This is a genomic window from Nocardia sp. NPDC057227, from assembly GCF_042669725.1.
Lineage (GTDB): Bacteria > Actinomycetota > Actinomycetes > Mycobacteriales > Mycobacteriaceae > Nocardia > Nocardia asteroides_A.
Genome location: NZ_JBHUXA010000007.1, coordinates 38,779 through 60,498 on the forward strand (window position 1 = coordinate 38,779; position 21,720 = coordinate 60,498).

At 72.0% G+C, this 21,720-nt stretch carries 18 protein-coding genes; 10 read left to right on the top strand and 8 right to left on the bottom strand.

Annotated elements, in window-relative coordinates; all coding sequences use genetic code 11:
* Nucleotides 1-75: 75 nt before the first annotated feature.
* A complete protein-coding gene (locus tag ACFUJ1_RS12195) occupies nt 76-909 on the bottom strand; it encodes a TIGR03620 family F420-dependent LLM class oxidoreductase (protein WP_378645061.1) in 834 nt (277 codons plus the stop codon).
* Nucleotides 910-979: 70 nt separating this feature from the next.
* Here ACFUJ1_RS12195 and ACFUJ1_RS12200 point away from each other — a divergent pair, with 70 nt between their 5' ends.
* Nucleotides 980-1,870 (top strand): LysR family transcriptional regulator, encoded by an 891-nt coding sequence (locus ACFUJ1_RS12200; RefSeq protein ID WP_378645063.1) that lies wholly within the window; start codon nt 980-982, stop codon nt 1,868-1,870.
* Nucleotides 1,871-1,874: 4 nt separating this feature from the next.
* Here ACFUJ1_RS12200 and ACFUJ1_RS12205 read toward each other — a convergent pair whose 3' ends face one another.
* The 5 genes from ACFUJ1_RS12205 to ACFUJ1_RS12225 all read right to left on the bottom strand — a co-directional run bounded on the left by ACFUJ1_RS12205 (nt 1,875) and on the right by ACFUJ1_RS12225 (nt 7,111).
* Nucleotides 1,875-2,936 carry an acyl-CoA dehydrogenase family protein gene (locus tag ACFUJ1_RS12205; RefSeq protein WP_378645064.1) on the bottom strand — a complete coding sequence of 354 codons (1,062 nt, stop codon included), beginning with the start codon at nt 2,934-2,936 and terminating at the stop codon, nt 1,875-1,877.
* On the bottom strand, nt 2,933-4,105 hold the full coding sequence (locus tag ACFUJ1_RS12210; RefSeq protein WP_378645066.1) for an acyl-CoA dehydrogenase family protein: 1,173 nt from the start codon (nt 4,103-4,105) through the stop codon (nt 2,933-2,935). Before ACFUJ1_RS12210 ends, ACFUJ1_RS12205 begins: the two co-directional genes overlap by 4 nt.
* Nucleotides 4,102-4,872: an enoyl-CoA hydratase/isomerase family protein gene (locus ACFUJ1_RS12215; RefSeq protein ID WP_378645067.1), complete on the bottom strand. Its 771-nt coding sequence runs from the start codon at nt 4,870-4,872 to the stop codon at nt 4,102-4,104. The genes ACFUJ1_RS12210 and ACFUJ1_RS12215 overlap by 4 nt, the downstream gene beginning before the upstream one ends.
* Nucleotides 4,873-4,877: 5 nt before the next feature.
* On the bottom strand, nt 4,878-5,816 hold the full coding sequence (locus ACFUJ1_RS12220; RefSeq protein ID WP_378645341.1) for an acyl-CoA dehydrogenase family protein: 939 nt from the start codon (nt 5,814-5,816) through the stop codon (nt 4,878-4,880).
* 125 nt (nt 5,817-5,941) lie between these two features.
* Nucleotides 5,942-7,111 (bottom strand): acyl-CoA dehydrogenase family protein, encoded by a 1,170-nt coding sequence (locus tag ACFUJ1_RS12225; RefSeq protein ID WP_378645069.1) that lies wholly within the window; start codon nt 7,109-7,111, stop codon nt 5,942-5,944.
* 122 nt (nt 7,112-7,233) lie between these two features.
* Here ACFUJ1_RS12225 and ACFUJ1_RS12230 point away from each other — a divergent pair, with 122 nt between their 5' ends.
* The 9 genes from ACFUJ1_RS12230 to ACFUJ1_RS12270 all read left to right on the top strand — a co-directional run bounded on the left by ACFUJ1_RS12230 (nt 7,234) and on the right by ACFUJ1_RS12270 (nt 19,633).
* Nucleotides 7,234-8,040, top strand: coding sequence for a FadR/GntR family transcriptional regulator (locus tag ACFUJ1_RS12230; protein WP_378645070.1), 807 nt, complete (start codon nt 7,234-7,236; stop codon nt 8,038-8,040).
* 244 nt (nt 8,041-8,284) lie between these two features.
* Nucleotides 8,285-9,880 (top strand): SMP-30/gluconolactonase/LRE family protein, encoded by a 1,596-nt coding sequence (locus tag ACFUJ1_RS12235; RefSeq protein ID WP_378645072.1) that lies wholly within the window; start codon nt 8,285-8,287, stop codon nt 9,878-9,880.
* A gap of 58 nt (nt 9,881-9,938) precedes the next feature.
* The gene (locus tag ACFUJ1_RS12240; protein WP_378645074.1) at nt 9,939-10,784 is read left to right on the top strand and encodes an SDR family NAD(P)-dependent oxidoreductase; all 846 of its coding nucleotides are present in this window, start codon (nt 9,939-9,941) and stop codon (nt 10,782-10,784) included.
* 20 nt (nt 10,785-10,804) lie between these two features.
* Entirely contained in the window at nt 10,805-12,157 is a 1,353-nt protein-coding gene (locus ACFUJ1_RS12245; RefSeq protein WP_378645075.1) for an SRPBCC family protein, read from the top strand.
* A gap of 12 nt (nt 12,158-12,169) precedes the next feature.
* Entirely contained in the window at nt 12,170-13,993 is a 1,824-nt protein-coding gene (locus tag ACFUJ1_RS12250) for a flavin-containing monooxygenase (protein WP_378645077.1), read from the top strand.
* A 61-nt stretch (nt 13,994-14,054) separates the two neighbouring features.
* Entirely contained in the window at nt 14,055-14,978 is a 924-nt protein-coding gene (locus ACFUJ1_RS12255) for an SDR family NAD(P)-dependent oxidoreductase (protein ID WP_378645078.1), read from the top strand.
* On the top strand, nt 14,968-16,674 hold the full coding sequence (locus ACFUJ1_RS12260; RefSeq protein WP_378645080.1) for a thiamine pyrophosphate-binding protein: 1,707 nt from the start codon (nt 14,968-14,970) through the stop codon (nt 16,672-16,674). The genes ACFUJ1_RS12255 and ACFUJ1_RS12260 overlap by 11 nt, the downstream gene beginning before the upstream one ends.
* 2 nt (nt 16,675-16,676) lie before the next feature.
* Nucleotides 16,677-18,104 carry an aldehyde dehydrogenase family protein gene (locus ACFUJ1_RS12265; RefSeq protein WP_378645082.1) on the top strand — a complete coding sequence of 476 codons (1,428 nt, stop codon included), beginning with the start codon at nt 16,677-16,679 and terminating at the stop codon, nt 18,102-18,104.
* 176 nt (nt 18,105-18,280) lie between these two features.
* Nucleotides 18,281-19,633 (top strand): hypothetical protein, encoded by a 1,353-nt coding sequence (locus ACFUJ1_RS12270; protein ID WP_378645083.1) that lies wholly within the window; start codon nt 18,281-18,283, stop codon nt 19,631-19,633.
* 53 nt (nt 19,634-19,686) lie between these two features.
* Here the strand turns inward: ACFUJ1_RS12270 and ACFUJ1_RS12275 are convergent, their stop codons facing one another.
* Both ACFUJ1_RS12275 and ACFUJ1_RS12280 read right to left on the bottom strand, forming a co-directional pair.
* Nucleotides 19,687-20,442 carry an ABC transporter permease gene (locus tag ACFUJ1_RS12275; RefSeq protein WP_378645085.1) on the bottom strand — a complete coding sequence of 252 codons (756 nt, stop codon included), beginning with the start codon at nt 20,440-20,442 and terminating at the stop codon, nt 19,687-19,689.
* Nucleotides 20,439-21,719: a glycosyltransferase gene (locus ACFUJ1_RS12280; protein WP_378645086.1), complete on the bottom strand. Its 1,281-nt coding sequence runs from the start codon at nt 21,717-21,719 to the stop codon at nt 20,439-20,441. The genes ACFUJ1_RS12275 and ACFUJ1_RS12280 overlap by 4 nt, the downstream gene beginning before the upstream one ends.
* Nucleotide 21,720 lies beyond the last annotated feature (1 nt).

Genomic DNA, 21,720 nt, shown 5'->3' on the forward strand with positions numbered 1-21,720 from the left:
GTGGCGCCGGATGGGCGCGCGAGGGGTTCCGGAGGCCGACAAGGGAGTCGGTGCCGGAGCCCCTCGCGCGGTGTTTCAGCGGTGCGTTCCGGCTTCGGCGGCGAGCAGGCAGAGGGTGCCGATCGGGTCGGGGCCGAGGGGGTAGATGCCGACGTGGTCCGCGCCTGCGTCGAGATGGGCGGTGAGGGCGGTGACCACCTCGGGGGCGGTGCCGTGCAGCGCAAGGGCATCGATGAGGCGGTCGCTGCCGGTACCTGCCAGGTCGGCATCGGTGTAGCCGAGGCGGCGGAGGTTGGCGGCGTAGTTGGTGACGGCGATGGCGGTGCCGGGCGGGCCGGAGCGGGCGAGCGTGCGGGCCGCGGCCGGGTCCGGCTCGGGGAGCGCGAAGTGGCCGGGGAGCAGGAGCCGGTCGGGGCCGACGATCGCGCGCGCCCGGCGGGTGTGCTCGGGGGTGACCAGGCAGGGGACGGTGCCGCCCGCCCGCTCCCGCGCCAGCCGCAGCATGCGCGGGCCGAGCGCGGCGAGCACGATTCGCTGCTGCGGCACTCCCGCTTCCCGCAGGGTGTCCAGGTACGCGGCCAGCGTGTCGTACGGCGAGGCGTAGCCGGTGTCGACCTCCCGGTGCCCGATTCCGATCCCGAGCAGGAACCGGTCCGGATACCGCCCGGCGATCCGGTGGTACGACGCCGCCACCGTCACCGGGTCCGCCGACCACACGTTCACCACGCTGGTCCCGACGGTGAGCCGGGTGGTCGCCGCGAGCAGCCGTTCGGCGTACGCGAGGTCGGCGGGCGGCGAGGCGTCCAGCCACAGCGTGCCGAACCCGGCCCGCTCCAGCCGCGCGGCCCCGGCCCCGTCCACCTCGTGCGCACGCAGGTGCGCACCGAACAACCCCAATTCGATACCCATGCAACGACTTCAGCAGCCACGCGGGCGGGGAGCCAGATCGGAACCGCACGCGCAGCGATAAGCTCCGCTTATGGAACTGCGGGCGCTCCGGTACTTCGTGACGGTCGCCGAGGAGCTGCACTTCGGCCGGGCCGCCGAGCGGCTGCACATCGCGCAGCCCGCGGTGAGCCAGCAGATCGCCCGGCTGGAGCGGGAACTCGGGGTGCGGCTGCTGGACCGCTCGCCGCGCCGGGTCCGGCTCACGAGTGCCGGGCAGCGGGTGCTCGCGGCGGCGCGGACCGCGCTGTCCGCGGCCGAGGAGGTCAGGGCGGCGGCGGGTGCGCACGCGGTGACGCTGCGGATCGGGATCGCGCCCGGGCTCGGGGCCAGGCTGGAGCGCGGGATCGACGCGCTGCGCGCGGCGGGCGAGCCGTTCGACGTGGTGCTGGTGGATCTGCCGCTCACCGCACGGTTGAGTGCGCTGCGGCGCGGTGAGCTGGATCTGGCGCTCGCCCGCGGCGAGGTCTCGGCGCCCGGCTTCACCGTGCTGCCGACCTGGACCGAACCGCTGCTCGCGGTCGTCTCCCGCAGGCATGTCGCGGCCGGGCTGGCCGCGGTCTCGTTCGAGGATCTGGCGGGCGGGGTGCTGCGCATGCCCGCCAGGGAGCACGATCGGCAGTTGCACGATGCGGTGGCGAGCGCGGTGCGCGAATCCGGGGTGCGGCCGCGGCTCGGGCGGCCCGCGGGGGCCGCGCGGGACGCGGTCATCGAGATCGGGGCCGATCCGGAGAGCTGGACGGTGCTGCCCGCCGACCAGGTCGCCGAGCTCGGCTCCCGTGGGATCGCCGCCATCCCGCTGACCCCCGCGGTCACCATCAGCGGCAGCGTCGTCGTGCCCGACGCGGGCCCCGGTCACGCCGCGCTCTGCGCCGCACCCGCCTTCGCCGGTGCGCTCGCCGCGCCGCCGCCTCGGCTCCGATAGCGCCTCAGGCGCGGTAGCGGGCGGCGAGAATGCGGCGGTGGGCGGCGGGGGTGCCGAAGAGGGCGCGGTCGAGGGTGGCGCGCTTGAGGTAGGTGTGGATGCCGCTCTCCCACGTGTAGCCGTAGCCGCCGTGCAGCTGCATCGCGCTGCCCGCGACCGCGACCGCCGCCTCGGTGGCGTAGGACTTGGCCATGCCGGCGGAGATCTCCGCACCGGGTGCGGATGTCTCCAGAGCACGGACCGCCTCGGCGACCAGGTGCCCGGCGACGGTCACCCGGACCAGCATGTCGGCGCACGCGTGCTTGACCGCCTGGAACGAGCCGACCGGGCGGCCGAACTGCTCCCGCACCCGCACATAGGCGACGGTCGCGTCCAGCATGGCCTCGGCGATGCCGAGCGAGTCGCACGCCGTCGCCAGCGCGGCCCGCGCGCCCAGCGCGAACGGCCTCTCGAACCGCCACACCGCGCGGGGTTCCGCGCCGTCCGCGGTGACGGAGCCGACCGTCCGGGTGGCGTCGACCAGCGGTACAGGAGTGCAGGTCACGGCATCGGGATCGACCGCGGCGAGAACCGCGTCGCCACCGGCATCGCGAGCCGGGATCAGCAGCAGATCCGCCGTCGGAGCGTCCAGCACGAAGTGCGCGGCGCCGGTCACCCGCCCGCCCGCCAGCCGGAAGGCCGCGGAGTCGGACGCCGTAGCCCCCGTACCGCCCTCCCCGAACGGGGAATCGCTCCCGAGCACGACGACCGGCACCCGCCGCCCCGCCACCACCGCGCGCAATACCTCGTCCCGCAGCGCATCACCACCGACGGCGAGCAGCGCGGGCACGCTCAGTGCGAGCACCGAGGGCAGCGCGGTCCGCGCGGCAGCCCGACCGGCTTCGGTCAGGAGCAGAGCCACCTCGGCGACCCCCGCCCCGGCCCCGTCGAACTCCTCGGGCACCGCCAGCCCCGGCCACCCGGCCCGAGCGACAGCGTCCCAGGGCACCGGCCCGTCCCCCGCCTTGCCGAGCAGCTCCCTGGCAACGGACCGCAACTCGTCGTGGAACTCCGCGAACGCGCTCACGGCACCACCGGTTCCCGCGGCAGCCCGAGCCCGCGCTCCCCGATGATGGTGCGCTGGATCTCGCTGGTCCCCCCGGGAATGGTCCACTCCCAGGACCCGATGAAGTCCAGCACCCAGGCCCCGGACTCCCACCCGCCGGACGCGGGTTTGCGCAACACCGTGTGCGCACCGACCCCACCGAGCTCGGCCCCGAAATCCGTCATCCGCTGTAGCAGTTCGCTATAGAAGAGTTTCACCACGGAGGCGTCGGCGGGCCCGGCCGTCCCGGCTTCGTGCCGCTCGACCAGGTCGCGGCAGAGCGCACGCAACCCGGTGAGCTCGATCTCCAGCGCGGCGAGCCGATCGTCGACCACCGGGTCGTCGTGCACCCGCGCCCCATCGACCAGCCACCGGAATCCGGCGTGGCCGAGCCGCTCGGCGAGCTCGAGCATGGTCAGCCCGCGCTCGGCGCCGAGCGTCTGCTGCGCGACCTGCCAGCCCTCGTTCTCGGCACCGATCAGGTTCTCGGCCGGGATGCGCACCTCGTCCAGGAAGATCTCGCAGAAGTGCGCGTCGCCGGTGGCCTGCCGGATGGGCCGCACCTCGATCCCCTTGCTGCGCATGTCGAGCAGGAAGTACGAAATGCCGCGCCGCTTGGGCGCTTCCGGGTCGGTGCGGGCGAGGAGCAGGCACCAGTCGGCGTACTGGGCGCCGCTGGCCCACACCTTCTGCCCGGTGACGACGAACTCCTCGCCCTCGCGGCGCGCGGCCGTGCGCAGGGCCGCGAGGTCCGAGCCTGCGCCGGGCTCGGAGAAGCCCTGCACCCAGATCTCGCCGTCCAGAATCGCGGGCAGGTGTTTCCGCCGCTGCTCCGGGGTGCCTGCGCCGAGCAGGGTGGCTGCGGCGTGGTGCACCGAGACGAAGGCGAGCACGAGCCGTGGCGCGTCGTGCGCGGCCAGCTCCTGGTAGAGCACGATCTGCTGCTCGACCGGCATGCCGCCGCCGTACTCCGCGGGCCAGTGCGGAACCGCGAACCCGGCCCGGCGCAGCCGCTGGAACCAGTCCTGCTGGAACGCGACGAAATCCGCCCCACCGACACCGGTCTGCGCCTGCCGCCAATCAGCCGGAATCTCGCGCCGGCACCACTCCCTGACCCGCTCCCGGAACGCCCCGAGCTCCTCCGCGCTCACCGCGCGCGATCCCGCAACGCCAGCAACCGATCCCGGTGCTCCGCACTCTGCATGGAGACGACCTCCGCCGCGAACCCCGCCTGCATCGGCCCGCCCAGCGCCTGCGACAGATACATGTTCACCACCCGCTTGGTCCCTCGCAACGCCTCCACCGGCTGCGCCGCCAACCGCCGCGCCAGCGCCAGCGCCTCGTCGAGCAGTGCGTCCGGCGCGACGACCCGGCTCGCCAGCCCCACCTGCACGGCGGTGGCCGCATCGATCCGATCCCCCGTGTACAGGAACTCCCTGGTCCGCAGAATCGGCGTGAGCAGGGGCCAGAACGCGGCGCCGCCGTCCCCGGCGACCAGCCCGACCGCCACGTGCGGATCGGCGAGATACGCCTTCTCCGACATGAGCACCACATCGCAGAGCACCGCGATGCTCGCGCCGAGCCCGACCGCGCCGCCGTTCACCGCCGCGATGACCGGCAGCGGGAAACGCAGCAGCTCCTCGATGATCTGCGCGCCCTCGCGAATACTCTCGTCCCGCGCCACCGGGTCGTCCAGGAACGAGGTGATCCAGTTCAGGTCGCCGCCGGCACTGAAGGCGCGACCGGCACCGGTCAGCACGACCGCCCTTGCCTCGGTGTCGGCGGCCAGATGCCGCCAGACCTCGGCCAGCGCGCGATGCAGGTCGGCGTTCACCGCGTTGAGTTCGTCCGGCCGGTCGATGAGCACGATGCGCACCGGCCCGTCGGCGGTGATGGTGAGCCCGGGAGGCAGCTGCACGGCGGTCACACCCCTCGCGGGTCGGAGAAGAGCCCGGCCAGCCCGGCGGTGCCGATGCGGGCGGCCAGCGCCTCCTCGGTCCCGGCGATGCCGAGCGGAAGGCGGCGCAGCGGGAGGCTGTGCCGGGAGAGCCAGGAGAGCGTGGCCTCGTCGCAGAAGCCGAGCGCGCCGTGCACCTGGTGCGCCACCCGGAAAACGGTCTCCGCGGCCTCCAGCGCGGCCAGCCGCAGCGCCAGCGCGTCGGCGACGGCCTCGGGGCGGCCCGCCTGGATGCTCCAGAGCGCGTAGCGGGCCAGCATCTCGACGCCCCTTCGCTCCACCTCGGCGTCGGTGAGCTGGAACTGCACCGACTGGAACTCGGCCAGCGGCTTGCCGAACTGCTCGCGGAGCAGCACGTGCTCGCGGGCGAGTTCGACGGCGCGGTCGAGCATGCCGAGCAGGGTCCAGCCGGGCAGGGTCAGGGCGAGCGCCGGGTCGCCGGCGGCATCGGTCGGCACGACCTCGATCGGTACGACGAACGCGGTCTCCCGCGCGGTCCCGGTGCCCGGCAGTGCCCGCACCAGCCCGCGCGAACCGGTCAACCCGACCGCGGCCACCCGCAGCTCGAGCCCGGCGAGCGGCGCGGCCGATTCCGGGCCGGCCACCACGACCAGCGCGTCCACCTCGAGATCGTCCGGGCGGGCGAGCCGCTCGGCCACCGGATACGGCGTCGCCCAGTACCCGGCGCTGCGGCACAGCGCCGCCGCCGCCTCCAGCTCGACCGGATCCCGATACGGCGCCAGCTCCCAGGCGCCGAGCCGCTCCAGCACCGGCGCGATCAGCCCGTGCCGCAGCCCCGGCTCGGCCTCCGCCCGCTGCACCAGCTCGTCCCCGCCCGCGGCTTTCAGGGCACGCAACGCCTGCGCACCGAATTCCCGCGCCTCATCGGCCAGTTCGATATGCATCGCACCCCCCTCCAGCGACTGCTCCCCGTGCGCGTCGTGCACGACCACCGCCCGCACGCCGGCCTGCGGCAGGGCTACCCCGGCACCGGACGACAGCGCCCCCTCGGGCGGAACAGCCGCGGCACTCACGCCGCCTCCCCGTTCCGGCGACCCCCGCCGAGCAGTGCCCGCGCCAGCAGAATCTGCTGCATCTCGATACTCCCCGAGGCTACGGTGGCGGCATTCGCGTACCGCCAGTGATCGTCGACCGCACGGCGGAAGCGCCGCCGCGGCCCCTCCTCGTCCGGCACGTGCGCCGCCAGCTCGGCGAGCAGTGCCGCACTCTCCTGGTCCAGCCGGGTGACCGCGATCCGGTAGGCGGCGGTGTCGGCCGGGTCCACCGTGCCGGTGCTCTGCGTGGCGATCACCTGATAAGCCAGCAACCGCGCCCGCCGCGCCCTGGTGAGCATGCGCGCCCAGCGCCCCGGCAGCGCCGCGGGCAGCGTGGCCCAGCGCTCGCCGAGCACCTCGGGCGCGGTCAGCAGCAACCGCTCGCAGCGGGCGTAGCGCGCGATCCCGACCCGTTCGAAGGCGAGCACCTCGCGCACCACCGACCAGCCCTCGCCCACCCCGCCGAGCACGTCGGCCGAGGTGGCGCGCACCCCGTCGAAGAACACCTCGTTCAGGTGGTGCGGCCCGAGCATGGACCGGATCGGCCGCACCAGGATCCCCGGCGCCGACATGGGCAGCAGGAAAACGGTCAGCCCCTGCTGCTTCCGCTCCCCCGACCCGGTGCGGGCGAGCAGGAAGCACCACTGCGCCATGGTCGCGTAGGAGGTCCAGATCTTCTGCCCGGAGATCAGCCAGCCGTCGCCGTCGGGCCGCGCCGCGGTGCGCAGCGAGGCCAGGTCGGAGCCGGCGTCCGGCTCGCTGAACCCCTGGCACCAGATCACCTCGCCGCGCGCGATCGGCGGCAGGTGCTCGCGCTGCTGCTGCTCGGTGCCGTGCCGCATGACGGTCGGCCCGACCCAGTTGACGCCCATGTACTGGGCGCCGCGCGGTTCGTGCTGCGCCCACATCTCCTCGCGGACGACGGTCTGCTCCCACACCGAGGCGCCGCGGCCGCCGAACCGCTCCGGCCAGGCGGCGCAGAGCAGCCCGCGCTCGGCCAGCACCCCGCTGAACCGCTGCGCGACCGCGAGATCCGCCGGGTCGTCGGTGAAGGCGCCGAGAAAGCCGTCCGGGACCTCCGCGGCGATCAGCCGCCGGAGCTCGCCCCGCAGACTCGCGGCGGCCTCGCCCATCGTGAAGTCCATGCGTCGCACCGTACTTCAATCCTCATAAGGATAGCAATATTTGTATGGTCATCCACCGCTGACTACACTGCCGCCATGACGGTGAGAGCGACCCGCGGGCGGACCGGCGAAGGGCGGCGCCGATGACGAGCCCCCGCCGCGGCCGGGTGCCGCAGCGCCGGATCGCGGAGACCGTCGCCGCCGAGCTGCGCACCCGCATCCTGGCCGGGGACGACACCTACCGGCTCCCCACCCAGGACCAGCTGGTCCAGGACTTCGGGGTCAGCTACCCGTCGATCCGGGAGGCGCTGCGCATCCTGGAGACCGAGGGGCTGGTCACCGTTCGGCGCGGCAATGTCGGCGGCGCCGAGGTGCACCGGCCGGACGCGACGTCGGCCGCCTACCACCTCGGGCTCGCGCTGCAGGGCGCCCGCGTCACGCTCGGCGACCTGGCCGCGGGGCTGCGCATGCTGGAGCCCACCTGCGCCGCCGAGTGCGCCACCAGGCCGGATCGCGCCGAGACCGTCGTCCCCGCGCTCACCGAGAACGTCGAGAAATCCGCGGGGCTGCTCGACGACGGCGTCGCCTTCACGCACGTCGCGCGCGAGTTCCACGATCTGATCGTCGCGCACACGCCGAATCTCACCGTCCGCTACGTGGTGAGCACGCTGGTCACGCTGTGGTCGGCGCAGGAGGAGGCCTGGGCCGAGGTGATCACCAGGCAGGGCGAGTACCCCTCCCGCGACGAGGCGAACGCGGTGGTGCGCACGCACCGCCGGATCGCGAAGGAGATCGAGGCCGGCCGCGCCGCCGAGGCGGAGCGGCTCTACCGGACCCACCTCGCCGCCAGCCAGGCCGTCGTCCTTGAACGGTTCGACGGCGGCGTGGTGAACGCCTCCTCGGCGGGGGCGCGGCTCGCCATGCAGTCGGTGTCGCGCACCCGGCTGTAGCCCGCTTTCCGCGATATTCGCCCTGCTCGCGCGCATTCTGGGTAATCTCATTCTCAAAATTGTTCATATCACATTCCGGCAGCGGGGCGAGCACCGCCCCGCGGCCGGGCGGGTCCGCGCGCCCACCCGACGACCCCTGCCTGCCTTCGGTTTTCATTACTAAAGGCAAGTATTGCAATCCTTGTGAGGATTGACGTAGCGTGGCCCGCGACACACTCCTCCGATCCGCACGGGAGGCTCCGCCTTGACTCGAGGGGCGCGCTACAGCACCACCACACCGTTCACCCTCGCCGAGGGCGTCAGCGTCGAGCGGCGCACGCCGCCGAGCCGGCTGTTCGGCGCCAACGGCCTTCGCACCGGCCCGGACAACCGCATCTACATCGCGCAGGTCGCAGGCAGTCAGATCAGCGCGCTCGACGTGCGGACCGGCGATCTGGAGACGATCAGCGCCAAGGGCGGCGATATCGTCGCCCCCGACGACATCGCCTTCGACCCGGCGGGCAACCTGATCGCCACCGAGTACATGGACGCCAGGGTCAGCGTGCGCGGCACCGACGGCAGCAGCCGGGTGCTCCGCGACGACCTGCCCGGCGCCAACGGCATCACCGTGTACAACGGCAGGCTCTTCGTCAACGAGTGCCGGATCGGCGGCCGGCTCATGGAGCTGCCGCTCGACGGCAGCGCGCCGGTGGTGCTGCAGGACAACCTGCCCATGCCGAACGCCATGGAGGTCGGCCCGGACGGGCTCCTCTACTACCCGGTCATGGGCACCAACGACATCTGGCGGATCGACCCGGACGGCGGGACGCCGGAGCGGGTCGTCGGCGACCTGGCCGGGCCGGACTCGGTGAAGTTCGACGCCGCCGGGTTCATCGTCTCCACCCAGGCCGGCTCCGGCCAGGTGCTGCGGATCGACCCGCGCACCGGCAACCGTGAGGTGCTTGCCCAGCTCGCCCCCGGGCTGGACAACTGCACGTTCGTTGACGGCCGGCTCTTCGTCTCCAGCTTCGACGGCTCGATCACCGAGGTGCTCGGCGGCGGCGACAGCGCGTCCGTGCTGCCCGGCGGGCTGCTCTGGCCGCTGGATCTCACGGTCGGCCCGGACGGCACGCTCTACGTCGCCGACGGCACCTTCCTCTACGAACTCCGCGACGGCGCGCTCCAGGTGGTCGCCTCGCTGTTCAGCCTCAATTCCCCCGGCTACGTGCGCGGCATCACCGCGACCGGCGTCGGCGAGTTCGTCGGCTCGACCTCGACCGGGCAGATCGTCACCTACAAGCACGGCCCGGAGCCGGAGACGGGGCTCATCGCCGACGGCTTCGACCAGCTGTACGGGGTCGCGGTCGCCGCGGACGGCACCATCGTCACCGCGGACGCGGGCACCGGAAAGGTGGCCTCGATCCGCGGCGGGCAGACCGAGGTGATCGCCTCCGGGCTGCAGCGCCCGATCGGCGTCGCCTTCGGCCCGGACAATGCCGTCCTGATCTCCGAGTCCGGCGCCGGGCGCATCGTCTCCGCGGGCGCGGGCGGGGTCGACACCGTGGTGGACGGCTTGGAGACCCCGCACGGAATCCTGGTGCGCGGCAACCAGTTGCTCATCGTCGACGTCGGGCTCAAGGCGCTGATCGCGGTCGATCTGGTGACCAAGGCCAGGCAGACGCTCGCCGCCGAGCTGCCCCTCGGGGTGCCGGAGGGCGTGGTCGCCAAGCCGCTCAAGGGCACGCCGCCGTTCTCCGGCCCGATGGGGCCGTTCGCCGGCATCACCGCGGGCCCGGACGGCACCGTCTACGTCTCCGCCGACGCCGAGGGCAGTGTCCTCGCCGTCCGCATCGACGGGTGATGGTCGTGCCCGAGTCCGGCCACGCCGAGTTCCCGGCCGCACCACGGAGGTGCGCGGCATGAGCGATATCGATCTCGGCCTCTCCGGCCGCGTGGTGATCGTGGCGGGCGCGGGCGGCGGTGGTATCGGCACCGCCGTCACCAAGCTGATCGCCAGGGCGGGCGCCACCGTGATCGCGGTGAGCCGTGGCAAGGAGAATCTCGCCGAGCACGTCGAACCCCTTGCCGAAGCGGGTCTTCCGGTGATCCCCTTCGCCGCGGACGCGAGCACCGACGAGGGCGTCGCGAGCATCCTCGAGCGCGCCCGCACCGCGGACGGCGAGCTGCACGGCCTGGTCAATATCGCAGGCGGCGCGGCACCGACCACCTGGATGCCTGCCACCCGGGTCACCCGCGAGGACTGGCGCGCGCTCTTCGCGCAGAACCTGGAGACCATGTTCTTCCTCAGCCAGGCGGTCGCCGCCGAGCTGAAAGCGGAGAACCGCGCGGGCTCGATCGTCTCGCTCTCCTCGATCAGCGGCATGAACACCGCCCCGTTCCACATCGCCTACGGCACCGCGAAGGCCGCGCTGGTCGCGGCCACCCGCACGCTCGCGGTCGAGCTGGCGCAGACCGGCATCCGGGTGAACGCGGTGGCGCCCGGCGTCACCGCGACCCCCGCCTCCACCGCCTACGTCGGCGACGACCCGGAGCGCGATCGCACCGCCATCGCCATGGGCCGCCGCGGCACCCCGGAGGAGCAGGCCGGGCCGATCCTGTTCCTGCTCTCCGACCTGTCGAGCTACATCACCGGCCAGACGCTGCTGGTCGACGGCGGGCTGAACCTCAAGTGGACCCACCTCGGCGCCGACCACACCTCGCTCTTCCTGGAGAACGAGGACTTCCGGGCCGCGATCACCCGCTGACCTTCGAACGGGAGGATGTCATGACCGACAACACAACGGAACCGCTCTCGACCCCGATGGAGATCGGCGTCGATGCCTATATCTCGCCGGAGTACGCCCGCGCCGAGGGCGACAAGCTGTGGGCGAAGGTGTGGCAGCAGGTCGGCCGGGTGGAGGAGATCCCGCGGGTCGGCAACTACCTGACCTACGACATCATGAACGACTCCATCCTGGTGGTGCGCACCGCGCCGGACACCTTCCGCGCCTACCACAATGTCTGCGCGCACCGCGGCCGCAGGCTGGTCGACACCCCGCCCGGCGCGCACGACGCGCGCGGCAGTGCCAAGCAGTTCGTCTGCGGCTTCCACGGCTGGCGCTACGACCTGGAGGGCCGCAATACCTTCGTCCCCGAGCGCGAGGACTGGAACTGCGCCCTCACCGAGCGCAACGACGGACTGAACCAGGTCAAGGTCGACACCTGGGGCGGCTGGCTCTGGATCACCATGGATCCCGAGGCCGAGCCGCTGCGCGACTACCTGAACCCCGCCGCCGCGCTGCTCGAGCACTTCGAGCTGGAGAAGATGCGGTACCGCTGGCGCCGCTGGGTCGACTTCGACTGCAACTGGAAGGTCGCCTTCGAGGCCTTCATGGAGACCTACCACGTGCCGTACACGCACCCGGAGTTCACCAATTTCGGCAGCTTCCTCGGCTGGGCGCGCCCGCAGGGCAAGCACTCCAACATCGGCTACGACGCGCCGAAGGGCATGGAGGAGAACCAGGCCAAGCTGCGCGTCGGCGGCGGCGCCGACGCCAGGGTCTCCACCGCCACGCTGCAGAACTTCACCTGGGAGAACGCCAACACCAACACCACCCGCACCCTGGTGGATGTCGCCAACCGGCTGGTTGACGAGCTGCCCGAGGGCACCCCGAGCGACCAGGTGCTGCGCTACTGGCTGGACACCGCCCGCGCGGAAGATCAAGCGCGCGGGGTGGATTGGCCCAAGGTCGACCCCTCGGTGGTGGCGCAGGCGGGCACCGCGTGGCAGATCTTCCCGAACTTCCAGATCGGGCACGCGGTGAACAACATGCTCTGCTACCGCTTCCGGCCCAACGGCGCCGATCCGGACAAGTGCCTCTTCGAGGCCGCCGTCTTCGAACTCTTCCCCGAGGGGCAGGAGCCGGAGACGCACTGGGAGTACACCCCGGTCGGCGACCCCGGCTGGCGCTCCGTGCTGCCCCAGGACTTCGACAATATGGCCGCCGTGCAGCAGGGCATGAAGTCACGCGGCTTCTCCGGCCCCAAGCCGAACCCGTACCGCGAGCGCAGCGTCGTCAACCTGCACCACAACCTCGCCAGGTACATGGGCACCGGCGAACCCACCGACCTGATCTGAAGGAACCATCCCATGACCGACTGTGCACCCACGCAGACCCCCGAGGTCGACCTCGACGCGCTGCGCGAGATCTACCTCGCCGAGCGGGACAAGCGGCTGCGGACCGAGGGGCAGGGCCAGTACCTCGTCACCGAGGACGGCTTCGACGAGTTCTACGCGGGCGACCCGTACACCACGGTGGAGCCGCGCGAGCCGATCACCGACGAGATCGGGGTCGCCATCCTCGGCGGCGGCTGGGCCGGGCTGCTCGCCGCGGCCCGGTTGCAGGAGGCGGGCGTCACCGACTTCCGGATCATCGAGCTGGCGGGCGATTTCGGCGGCGCCTGGTACTGGAACCGCTACCCCGGCATCCAGTGCGACACCGACAGCTACGCCTACCTGCCGCTGCTCGAGGAGACCGGGTACATCCCGACCGAGAAGTACGCCCGCGGCGACGAGTGCTTCGAGCACGCGCAGCGGATCGGCAAGCACTACAACCTGTACGAGCGCGCCATCTTCAGCACGCTAATCGAGTCGCTGGAGTGGGACGAGCCGAGCGGCCGGTGGAATATCGGCACCAACCGCGGCGACGCCATCCGCGCGCGCTGGGTGATCCTGGCGCAGGGCCCGTTCAACAAGCCGAAACTGCCCGGCATCCCCGGTATCTCGGAGTTCGAGGGGCACACCTTCCACAGCGCCCGCTGGGACTACGCCTACACCGGCGGCAGCATGCAGGGCGGCCTGGACGGGCTCGCGGGCAAGAAGGTCGCGGTGATCGGCACCGGCGCCAGCGGCATCCAGGTGATCCCGCACCTCGCGAAGTCCGCCGAGCACCTGTACGTCTTCCAGCGCACCCCCTCCTACGTCTACGAGCGCGGCGACGTGCCGACCGATCCCGAGTGGGCCGCCACGCTGAAGCCCGGCTGGACCAGGGAGCGCAAGCGCAACTTCCACACCGCCGCCTTCGAGGCGTTCGCGCCGGGCCAGCCGGACCTCATCTGCGACGGCTGGACCGAGGTGAGCCGCAATGTGGAGGCGCAGATCACCGCCACCGAGGGTTGGGCAACGCTGACCCCGGAGAAGTTCATGGAGCTCCGCGAGGCCGCCGACTACGCGGCGATGGAGCGGGTGCGGCAGCGCGTGGACGCGCTGGTCGACGACCCGGCGACCGCGGCGGCGCTCAAGCCGTACTACCGGTTCCTGTGCAAGCGGCCGTGCTTCAACGACGAGTACCTGCCCACCTTCAACCGGGACAACGTGACGCTGGTCGACGTCTCGAAGACCAAGGGCGTCGAGCGCATCACCGCGACGGGCATCGTCGCCGACGGCGTCGAGCACGAAGTCGACTGCATCATCTTCGCCAGCGGCTTCGAGATCACCACCGACCTGGACCGGCGGCTCGGGATCGCGCCGTTCACCGGGCGCGACGGGGTCTCGCTCTACGAGCACTGGGGCGACGGCTACAAGACGCTGCACGGGCTGACCACCCGCGGGTTCCCGAACGTCTTCTTCACCGGGTTCATCCAGGGCGGGGTCACCGCGAGCACCACCGACATGTTCGACCAGCAGGCCGGGCACATCGCCTACATCCTGGCGCACGCCGCCGGGGCCGGGGTCACCTCCATCGAGCCGACGCCGGAGGCGGTTCAGGAATGGTGCACCACCGTCCGGGAGACCGCGGTGGACAACACCAGCTTCCAGCGCGAATGCACGCCCGGGTACTACAACAACGAGGGCGAGAAGCAGATCCGCTCGCACCTCGGCGAGCCGTACTGGCCCGGGTTCTACGCCTTCGAGGACGTCCTGCAGGCGTGGCGGGATACCGGCGAGCTGCCGGGGCTGGAGCTCGGCAAGTGAGCACCGGTCTCCGCCGGACGGCACGCGGGCTCGGCGCGGCAGCGCCGACAGGCGCGCGGCGATGAGCGAACTGCGCTACGACGGGCGGGTCGCCGTGATCACCGGTGGCGGGCGCGGGCTGGGGCGCGCGTACGCGCTGCTGCTCGCCGCCCGCGGCGCGAAGGTCGTGGTCAACGACCTGGGCAGCAGCGTGCGCGGCGACGAGGTGGTCGGCAGCCCGGCCGCCGACGTGGTCGCCGAGATCGAGGCCGCGGGCGGCACCGCGACCACCTCGACCGACTCCGTCGCCACCCCCGATGGCGGGCAGGCGATCGTCGACACCGCCCTCGAGCGCTTCGGCCGCCTCGACATCCTGATCCACAACGCGGGCAATGTCCGCTACGGCTCACTGCGCGACATGCCCTACGCGGATTTCGAGGCCGTACTGGACGTGCACCTGCGCGGCGCGTTCCACGTGGCGCGGGCGGCGTTCCCGGTCATGGCCGACGCCGGCTACGGCCGGGTGGTGCTCACCTCGTCCATCGGCGGCATCTACGGGAACAAGAACGTCGCGAACTACGCGGCGGCCAAGGCCGGCGTGCTCGGCCTCTCCAACGTGATCGCCCTGGAGGGCGCCGAGGCGGGCGTGACCAGCAATGTCATCGTCCCCGCCGCGGTCACCCGGCTGGCGGACGGGCTGGACACCTCCGCCTACCCGCCCATGGGCCCCGAGCTGACGGCACCCGCCGTCGGCTGGCTCGCGCACGAATCCTGCTCGGTCAGCGGCGAGATCTACGCCGCGGTGGCCGGGCGGGTGGCGCGGCTCTATCTCGCCGAGACCACAGGGGTGTACCAGCCCGCCTGGACGGTCGAGCAGGTCGGCGAGCGCATCGACGAGATCCGGGACACCGCGAACTCCTGGATCCTGCCCACCGCAACCGGGCACGTCGACCATTTGACGAGAAGTTTCGCGCTGGCCACGGAGGGTGCGCAGCATGTCGGTTAAGGTTTACGAACGCATCATCCAGCTTTTCGAAGCCGAGGGCATCAATACCGTATTCGGTATTCCGGACCCGAACTTCGTGCACATGTTCCACCTCGCCGAGGAGCGCGGCTGGAACGTCATCGCCCCGCACCACGAGGAGACGGCCGGGTTCATGGCCGAGGCGGTCTCCCGGATGACCGGAAAGGCCGCGGTCTGCATCGGCACGCTCGGCCCCGGCATGGCGAACATGGCGGGCGCCATCCAGTGCGCCAAGGTGGAGAACTCCCCGGTCATCTTCCTCGGCGGGCAGCGCGCCCGGATCACCGAGCAGCGGGTGCGCCGCGGGCGGATCCAGTTCGTCAAGCAGGCCGAGCTCTTCGCGCCGTCGGTGAAGTACAGCGCGAGTATCGAGTACGCCGACCAGACCGACGAGATCATCCGCGAGGGGCTGCGCCGGGCGCTCACCGGCACCCCCGGCCCGGTCTACATCGAGTGGCCGAAGGGCATCATCCAGGAGGAACTGGATGTCCCCGAACCGCTGCCGCCGCACCGCTACCGGCTGATCGGGCAGACCGCCGGGCAGGACCGGATCGACGAGGCGGCCGAGCTCATCCGCGCCGCGAAGCAGCCGATCCTCATCGTCGGGCACGGCGTGCACACCACGAGGGCCGGGGAGTCGGTGCGCGCGCTGGCCGAGCTGATGGCGGTGCCGGTGATCCAGACCTCCGGCGGCACCTCGTTCATCGAGGGGCTGGAGGACCGCACCTTCGCCTACGGCTTCTCGCCCTCGTCCATCGACGCGGTGGTCAAGTCCGACCTGGTGCTCGCCGTCGGCACCGAGCTCGGCGAGCCGGTGCACTACGGCGTCGGCAGGCACTGGGTCGCCGGTGAGGCGAACCGGAAATGGATTCTGGTGGAACAGAATCCGGAGGCGATCGGGGTGAATCGCCCGATCGACGTCCCGCTGGTCGGCGATCTCCGCGCCATCGTCCCGCAGCTGGTCGCGGCGCTGAAGGACACCCCGCGCACGGCGACCCCCGAGCTGGCGGGCTGGATCGAACAGGACGCCGCGCGCCTCGCGGAGCTGGCCGAGACCGCGCCGTCGGGGCAGAAGCAGGTGCACCCGGCCCGGCTCATCGTGGAGGCGACGAAGGCGTTCCCGCCGGAGGGCATCATGGTCCGCGACGGCGGCGCCACCACCATCTTCGGCTGGACCTACTCGCAGGCCAAGCCGCACGACGTGATCTGGAACCAGAACTTCGGGCACCTCGGCACCGGGCTCCCCTACGCCATCGGCGCCTCGGTGGCCGAGGGCCGCAAGCGCCCGCTCATGCTGGTCACCGGCGACTCCTCGTTCCTCTTCCACATCGGCGAGCTGGAGACCGCGGCCCGGCTGAACCTGCCGCTGGTCTGCGTGGTCGCGGTGGACTACTCCTGGGGGCTGGAGGTCGGCGTCTACAAGGGGCTCTTCGGCCAGGGCTCGCTGGAGACCGGAACGCACTGGAGCACCGAGACCCGCTTCGACAAGATCGCGGAGGGGTTCGGCTGCCACGGCGAGTACGTGGAGCGCGAGGAGGACATCGCCCCCGCGATCAAGCGCGCCTACGCCAGCGGGCGGCCCGGCGTCATCCACGTGGTGGTCGACCCGAAGGCGAATTCCGAGGAGATGCCGAGCTACGACGAGTTCCGCACCTGGTACGCCGAGGGGATGCAGTAGCCATGCGCACGTTCGGCACCTTCTACATCGGCGGCAAGTGGATCGAGCCGGCGACCACGGCCACCTTCGAGGTGATCAACCCGGCCACCGAGGAGGTGGCGGGCACGGTCGCACTCGGCTCGGCGGCCGACGTCGACCGCGCGGTGGCCGCCGCCCGCTCCGCCTTCCCCACCTGGTCGGCGACGCCGGTCGCCGAGCGCGCCGCCGTGCTGCGCGCCATCGGCGACGAATACGACAGGCGCCGCGGCGATCTCGCGGCGGCGCTGACCGAGGAGATGGGGGCGCCCTCCGCGCTGGCGGGCGGCTTCCAGGTCGATCTCGGCGCCGGGCACCTGAGCACCGCCATCGGCATCCTGGAGACGTTCGAGTTCGAGGAGCAGCGCGGCGCCACCCTGGTGGTGAAGGAGCCGATCGGGGTCTGCGGGCTGATCACGCCGTGGAACTGGCCGCTGAACCAGATCGCGGTCAAGGTCTTCCCCGCGCTCGCCACCGGCTGCACCGTCGTGCTCAAGCCGTCCGAGCAGTCGCCGTTCTCCGGGCAGATCCTCGCCGAGATCCTGGACGCGGCGGGCGTCCCCGCCGGGGTCTTCAACCTGGTGCAGGGCGACGGGCCGAATGTCGGCGTCCCGCTCTCCGCGCACCCCGACGTCGACCTGGTCTCGTTCACCGGCTCCACCAGGGCCGGGATCGAGATCGCGCGCAATGCCGCGCCGAGCGTCAAGCGGGTCACCCAGGAGCTCGGCGGCAAGAGCCCCAATATCGTGCTGGACGACGACGATCTGCCGTCGAACGTCGGCATCGCGGTCGGCACCCTGATGAACAACTCCGGCCAGACCTGCAGCGCCCTGTCGCGCATGCTCGTCCCGCGACACCGGGTGGACGACGCTGTCGCCGCCGCCCGCGAGGCCGCGGCCGGGCTCACCGTCGGCGACCCCACCGGTGACGTCGCGGTGGGGCCGGTGGTCTCCGGCACCCAGTTCGAGAAGATCCAGGCGCTCATCGCCACCGGCATCGAGGAGGGCGCCACCCTGGTCGCGGGCGGCCCCGGCCGCCCCGACGGCCTCGACCGGGGCTACTACGTCAAGCCGACGGTCTTCGCGAACGTCACCAACGACATGACGATCGCCCGCGAGGAGATCTTCGGCCCGGTCCTCACCATCATCGCCTACGACGACCTGGACCACGCCGTCGAGATCGCCAACGACACCGAGTACGGGCTCGCGGGCAACATCGCGGGCGCCGACCTCGAGGTCGCCCGCTCGCTCGCCCGCCGCATCCGCGCCGGGTGGGTCTCCATCAACGACGCCTTCGACTTCCACTGCCCGTTCGGCGGGTACCGCAAGAGCGGGAACGGGCGGGAGTGGGGCGAGTTCGGGTTCCACGACTATCTGGAGATCAAGGGGATTCTCGGGTACGCGCCGGAGGGGTGACGCCCGGAAGCGGGGCGTGTTTTCGCTGGTCGTCGGCGGAAACGAGCGGCGGGATTGTTCCACACCGAAGCAGACCGGCAGGTCGGGTCTGGGCCGTAGCGTGGCGGCTGTCATGCGTCAGTCCATTCGGCACGGCCGAACCCGGGCCTGCCTCTGCCAGATCGGGTGTGAGCATCATGACGACAGACATCACGACACCGCCCTTGGCGGTCCTGCTCGCCGAACCACCGCCGGTTCGGACCGCGGAGTTCCAGGCCCGGATGAGCGAGTTGCGGGCACAACTGGAACGCGAGGGCGCCCACTGGAAGGGCGACGCCAAATGGTGGGGTTACGTCCTGGAACTGAACCAGAAGGCCGTCGACACGACGCTGGAAATCCGCGAGCTGCTCTGGGACATCCTCAGCGACTTCCTCCCCGACGCCATCGCCTGGCCGGTCAGCGCGATGATGTTCGCGCACAAGATCTGGATCCAGGAGGTCTCCGGCGGGTGGGGCTGCAAGCTGACCGCGACCTGGCTGATGCCGCTGTGGCCGGTGCCGTCCTCGCTCGGCCCGGTGGAGGACCCGTTCCTGTGGTGGTCGGTCTACGAGCCGGGGCAGACGTGGAGCGCCGACGAGAAGTTCGCCAGCCACATCAGCGCCGCCAACCCGGCCCTCGCCGAGTACCGGGACCGCCTGTACTGCGTCTACCGCGGCTACGGTGACGCCCACCTGTGGTGGACGACCTACGACCCCGACACCGGATGGAACGACGACAGCACGCTGCCCGGCGCTCCCCAGAGCCGCAACGGGCCCGCGCTCGCGACCTACCGGGACAAGCTCTACTGCGTGCACCGCGGCGCCGACCAGTGGCTGTGGTGCACCGTCTACAACGGCAGCACCTGGACCACCGACACCCGGCTCCCCGGCAACCCGGAGACCGGCACGGGACCGGCCCTCGCGGTCTACCGGGACCGGCTCTACTGCGTCTACCGGGGCGCGGGCGATCACAGCCTGTGGTACGCGAGCTTCGACGGCAGCTCCTGGAGCGGCCACCGGAAGCTCGACGGGGCCCCCGAGTCGCTGACGAATCCCGCGCTGGCCGTCTACCAGGACCGGCTCTACTGCGTGCACCGCGGCTACGGCGACGCCACCCTGTGGTACACCGCCTTCGACGGCACCCGCTGGAGCACCGACCGGAAGATCACCGGCGCCCCGCAGAGCGCGGACGGCCCTGCCCTCGTGGTCTTCGACAACAAGCTGTTCTGCGTCAAACGCGGCCACGGCGACGAGACACTGTGGTGGCTGTCGTTCGACGGCAGCAACTGGTCGAGCACGCGGAGCTTCCCGTACGGCAACCAGAGCGCGGCCGGGCCCGCCCTGTCGACCTATCGGGACAAGCACGGCACCCGCGACCAGATCATGTGCGTGCACCGCGGCCACGGTGCCTCGCGCTCGGGCGACGCCGAACGCGACGCGGCCGAAGCCGCGATCGTCGCGGAGGAGGATGCCTGGAAACTGACCGATCCCGCACTCCCCCGGCAGGACTGACGCCGGGCGGAACACTCGTTCACCCTCCGCCGGTGTGCACCGGCGGAGGGTGCTCAGCCCCGCCGGGCGAAGAGCGCCGCGGACGCGCAGTATCCGGCCAACGCCAGCCCCGCACACCACAGAACGGCGGGGACCACCTCGCCCCCGGCACCGGTCAGCGCACCCCGCATCGCCCCGAGAATCGGCGTTGCCGGTTGGTGGTCGGCGAAGCCGCGCAACCAGGGCGGCATGCTCTCGGTGCGGACGAAGGCGCTGCTCACGTACGGGACGAACATGATGGCGTAGGTGAAGCCGCCCGCCGCCTCGGGGGTGCGGGCGAGCAACCCCATCGCCACCGCGATCCAGGTGACGGCGAGGACGAGCAGAAGCACAATCCCGGCGGCGGTGAGGAGGCCGGGGAGCCCCGCGCCGGTGCGGAATCCGAGCACGGCGGCGAAGCCGAAGACGACAACGACGACGCCGAGATTGCGCACCACGCCCTCGAGCGCGTGCCCGGCGAGCAGGGCCTGCCGGTAGATCGGCAGGGTGCGGAAGCGGTCGACGGCGGCGCTGTGCACGTCGGTGGCGACGCCGGTCGCGGTGATGGAGGCGCCGAAACCGGTGCAGAGCAGCACGATTCCGGGCAGCACGTAGTCCAGGTACGGCATGCCGACCTGGATCGCGCCGCCGAAGACGTAGACGAACAGCAGCATGAGCAGGATCGGCAGCAGCGCCGAGACCAGCAGCGTGTCGCGGCCGCGCACGGTCCGGCGCAGCGCGCGCCGGAACATGACCGCCGAATCGGCGCACCCGGCCGCGAACCGGTTCACCGAGCGGCGGCCTCGACCAGGTCGGCGGCCCGGTCGGCGGCATCGGAGCGCTCCGCCAGCCGGCCGGCGAGCTCGCGGGTGCGCGCCACCGTCTCCGGCGCGAGCAGGGTGCGCACGCCCGCGGTGAGCCGGTCGGCGTCGAGTTTCGCGAAGGGCAGGTGCACCCCGACCCCGAGCCGCTCGACCTGCCCGCCCCACATGGGCTGGTCGAAGGAGACCGAGCAGACCAGCGTCGGCAGCCCGGCGCGCAGGCTCTCGAAGGTGGTGCCGATCCCGCCGTGGTGCACCGCGGCGGCGCACCTGGGGAAGACGATGTCGTGCGCCAGCGGCCCGACCACCCGCACCGTGTCGCCGGATTCGGCGTCGGCGGCGGCCAGATCGCTCCAGCCCGCGCTCACCAGCGCGCGCACCCCGAGCCGCTCGCTCACCTCGGTGACCATGGCCAGCACCTGATGGGTGTCCCGGATCGGCATGCTGCCGAAGCCGAAGTACACCGGCGGCTCCCCGGCGTCGATCCAGGCCAGCAGCTCGGTGTGGTCGTCGGCCAGCTCGCCGATCGCCTCGCGGGCGGCGCGCGGCAGCGCCAGGAAGCCGACCAGCGGCCGCCGGTCACCCCAGTCCTCGGCCAGCCCGGGCACCAGCGCCGGGTCGTAGATCTGCACCTCACGCACCCCGCGCTCGGCGCACATGGCGGCCGGGCTCTTCGTGGTCTTGCGCAGCCCGAGCTCGCCGCGCAGCTGGTTGAGGTAGCGCAGGAAGACCACGCGCCGCAGGTTCTCCGCGACCGACCAGGTGGCCCGGTTCACCGCGGCGGGCGGCTGCCAGTGCGGCGGCAGCGCGCCGGGGAACGGATACGCGCTGGTCTTGCGGCCGGGGAAGCCGTGCAGCGTGACCAGCCCGGCGCCGGACGCCTCGGCCACCGAGACCGCCCGGTCCTCGGTGAGCAGCGTGGAGACGATCACCTCGGCGCCCGCGCAGACCTCGATGACCTCGCGGTTCATCCGCTCCGCGTACTCGGCCATCTGCTTGCCGACCAGCTGCATGAGCCGCAGGCTGCTGCCCGCGGCGAGCGCCCGCTGTCCCTCCTCGGAGGAGTAGAGCTGCTGTACGTCCGGCCCGCAGGGCTGGGCCTTCAGCCCGGTGCCCGCGGTGAAGTCGACGAGGTTGGGCGGGGCGCCGACGATCACCTCGTGGCCGCGGTCGCGCAGCGTCAGCCCGAGCGCGACGGCGGGTTGCACGTCACCTCTGGTCCCGGTCAACGGAATTGCGATCTTCACA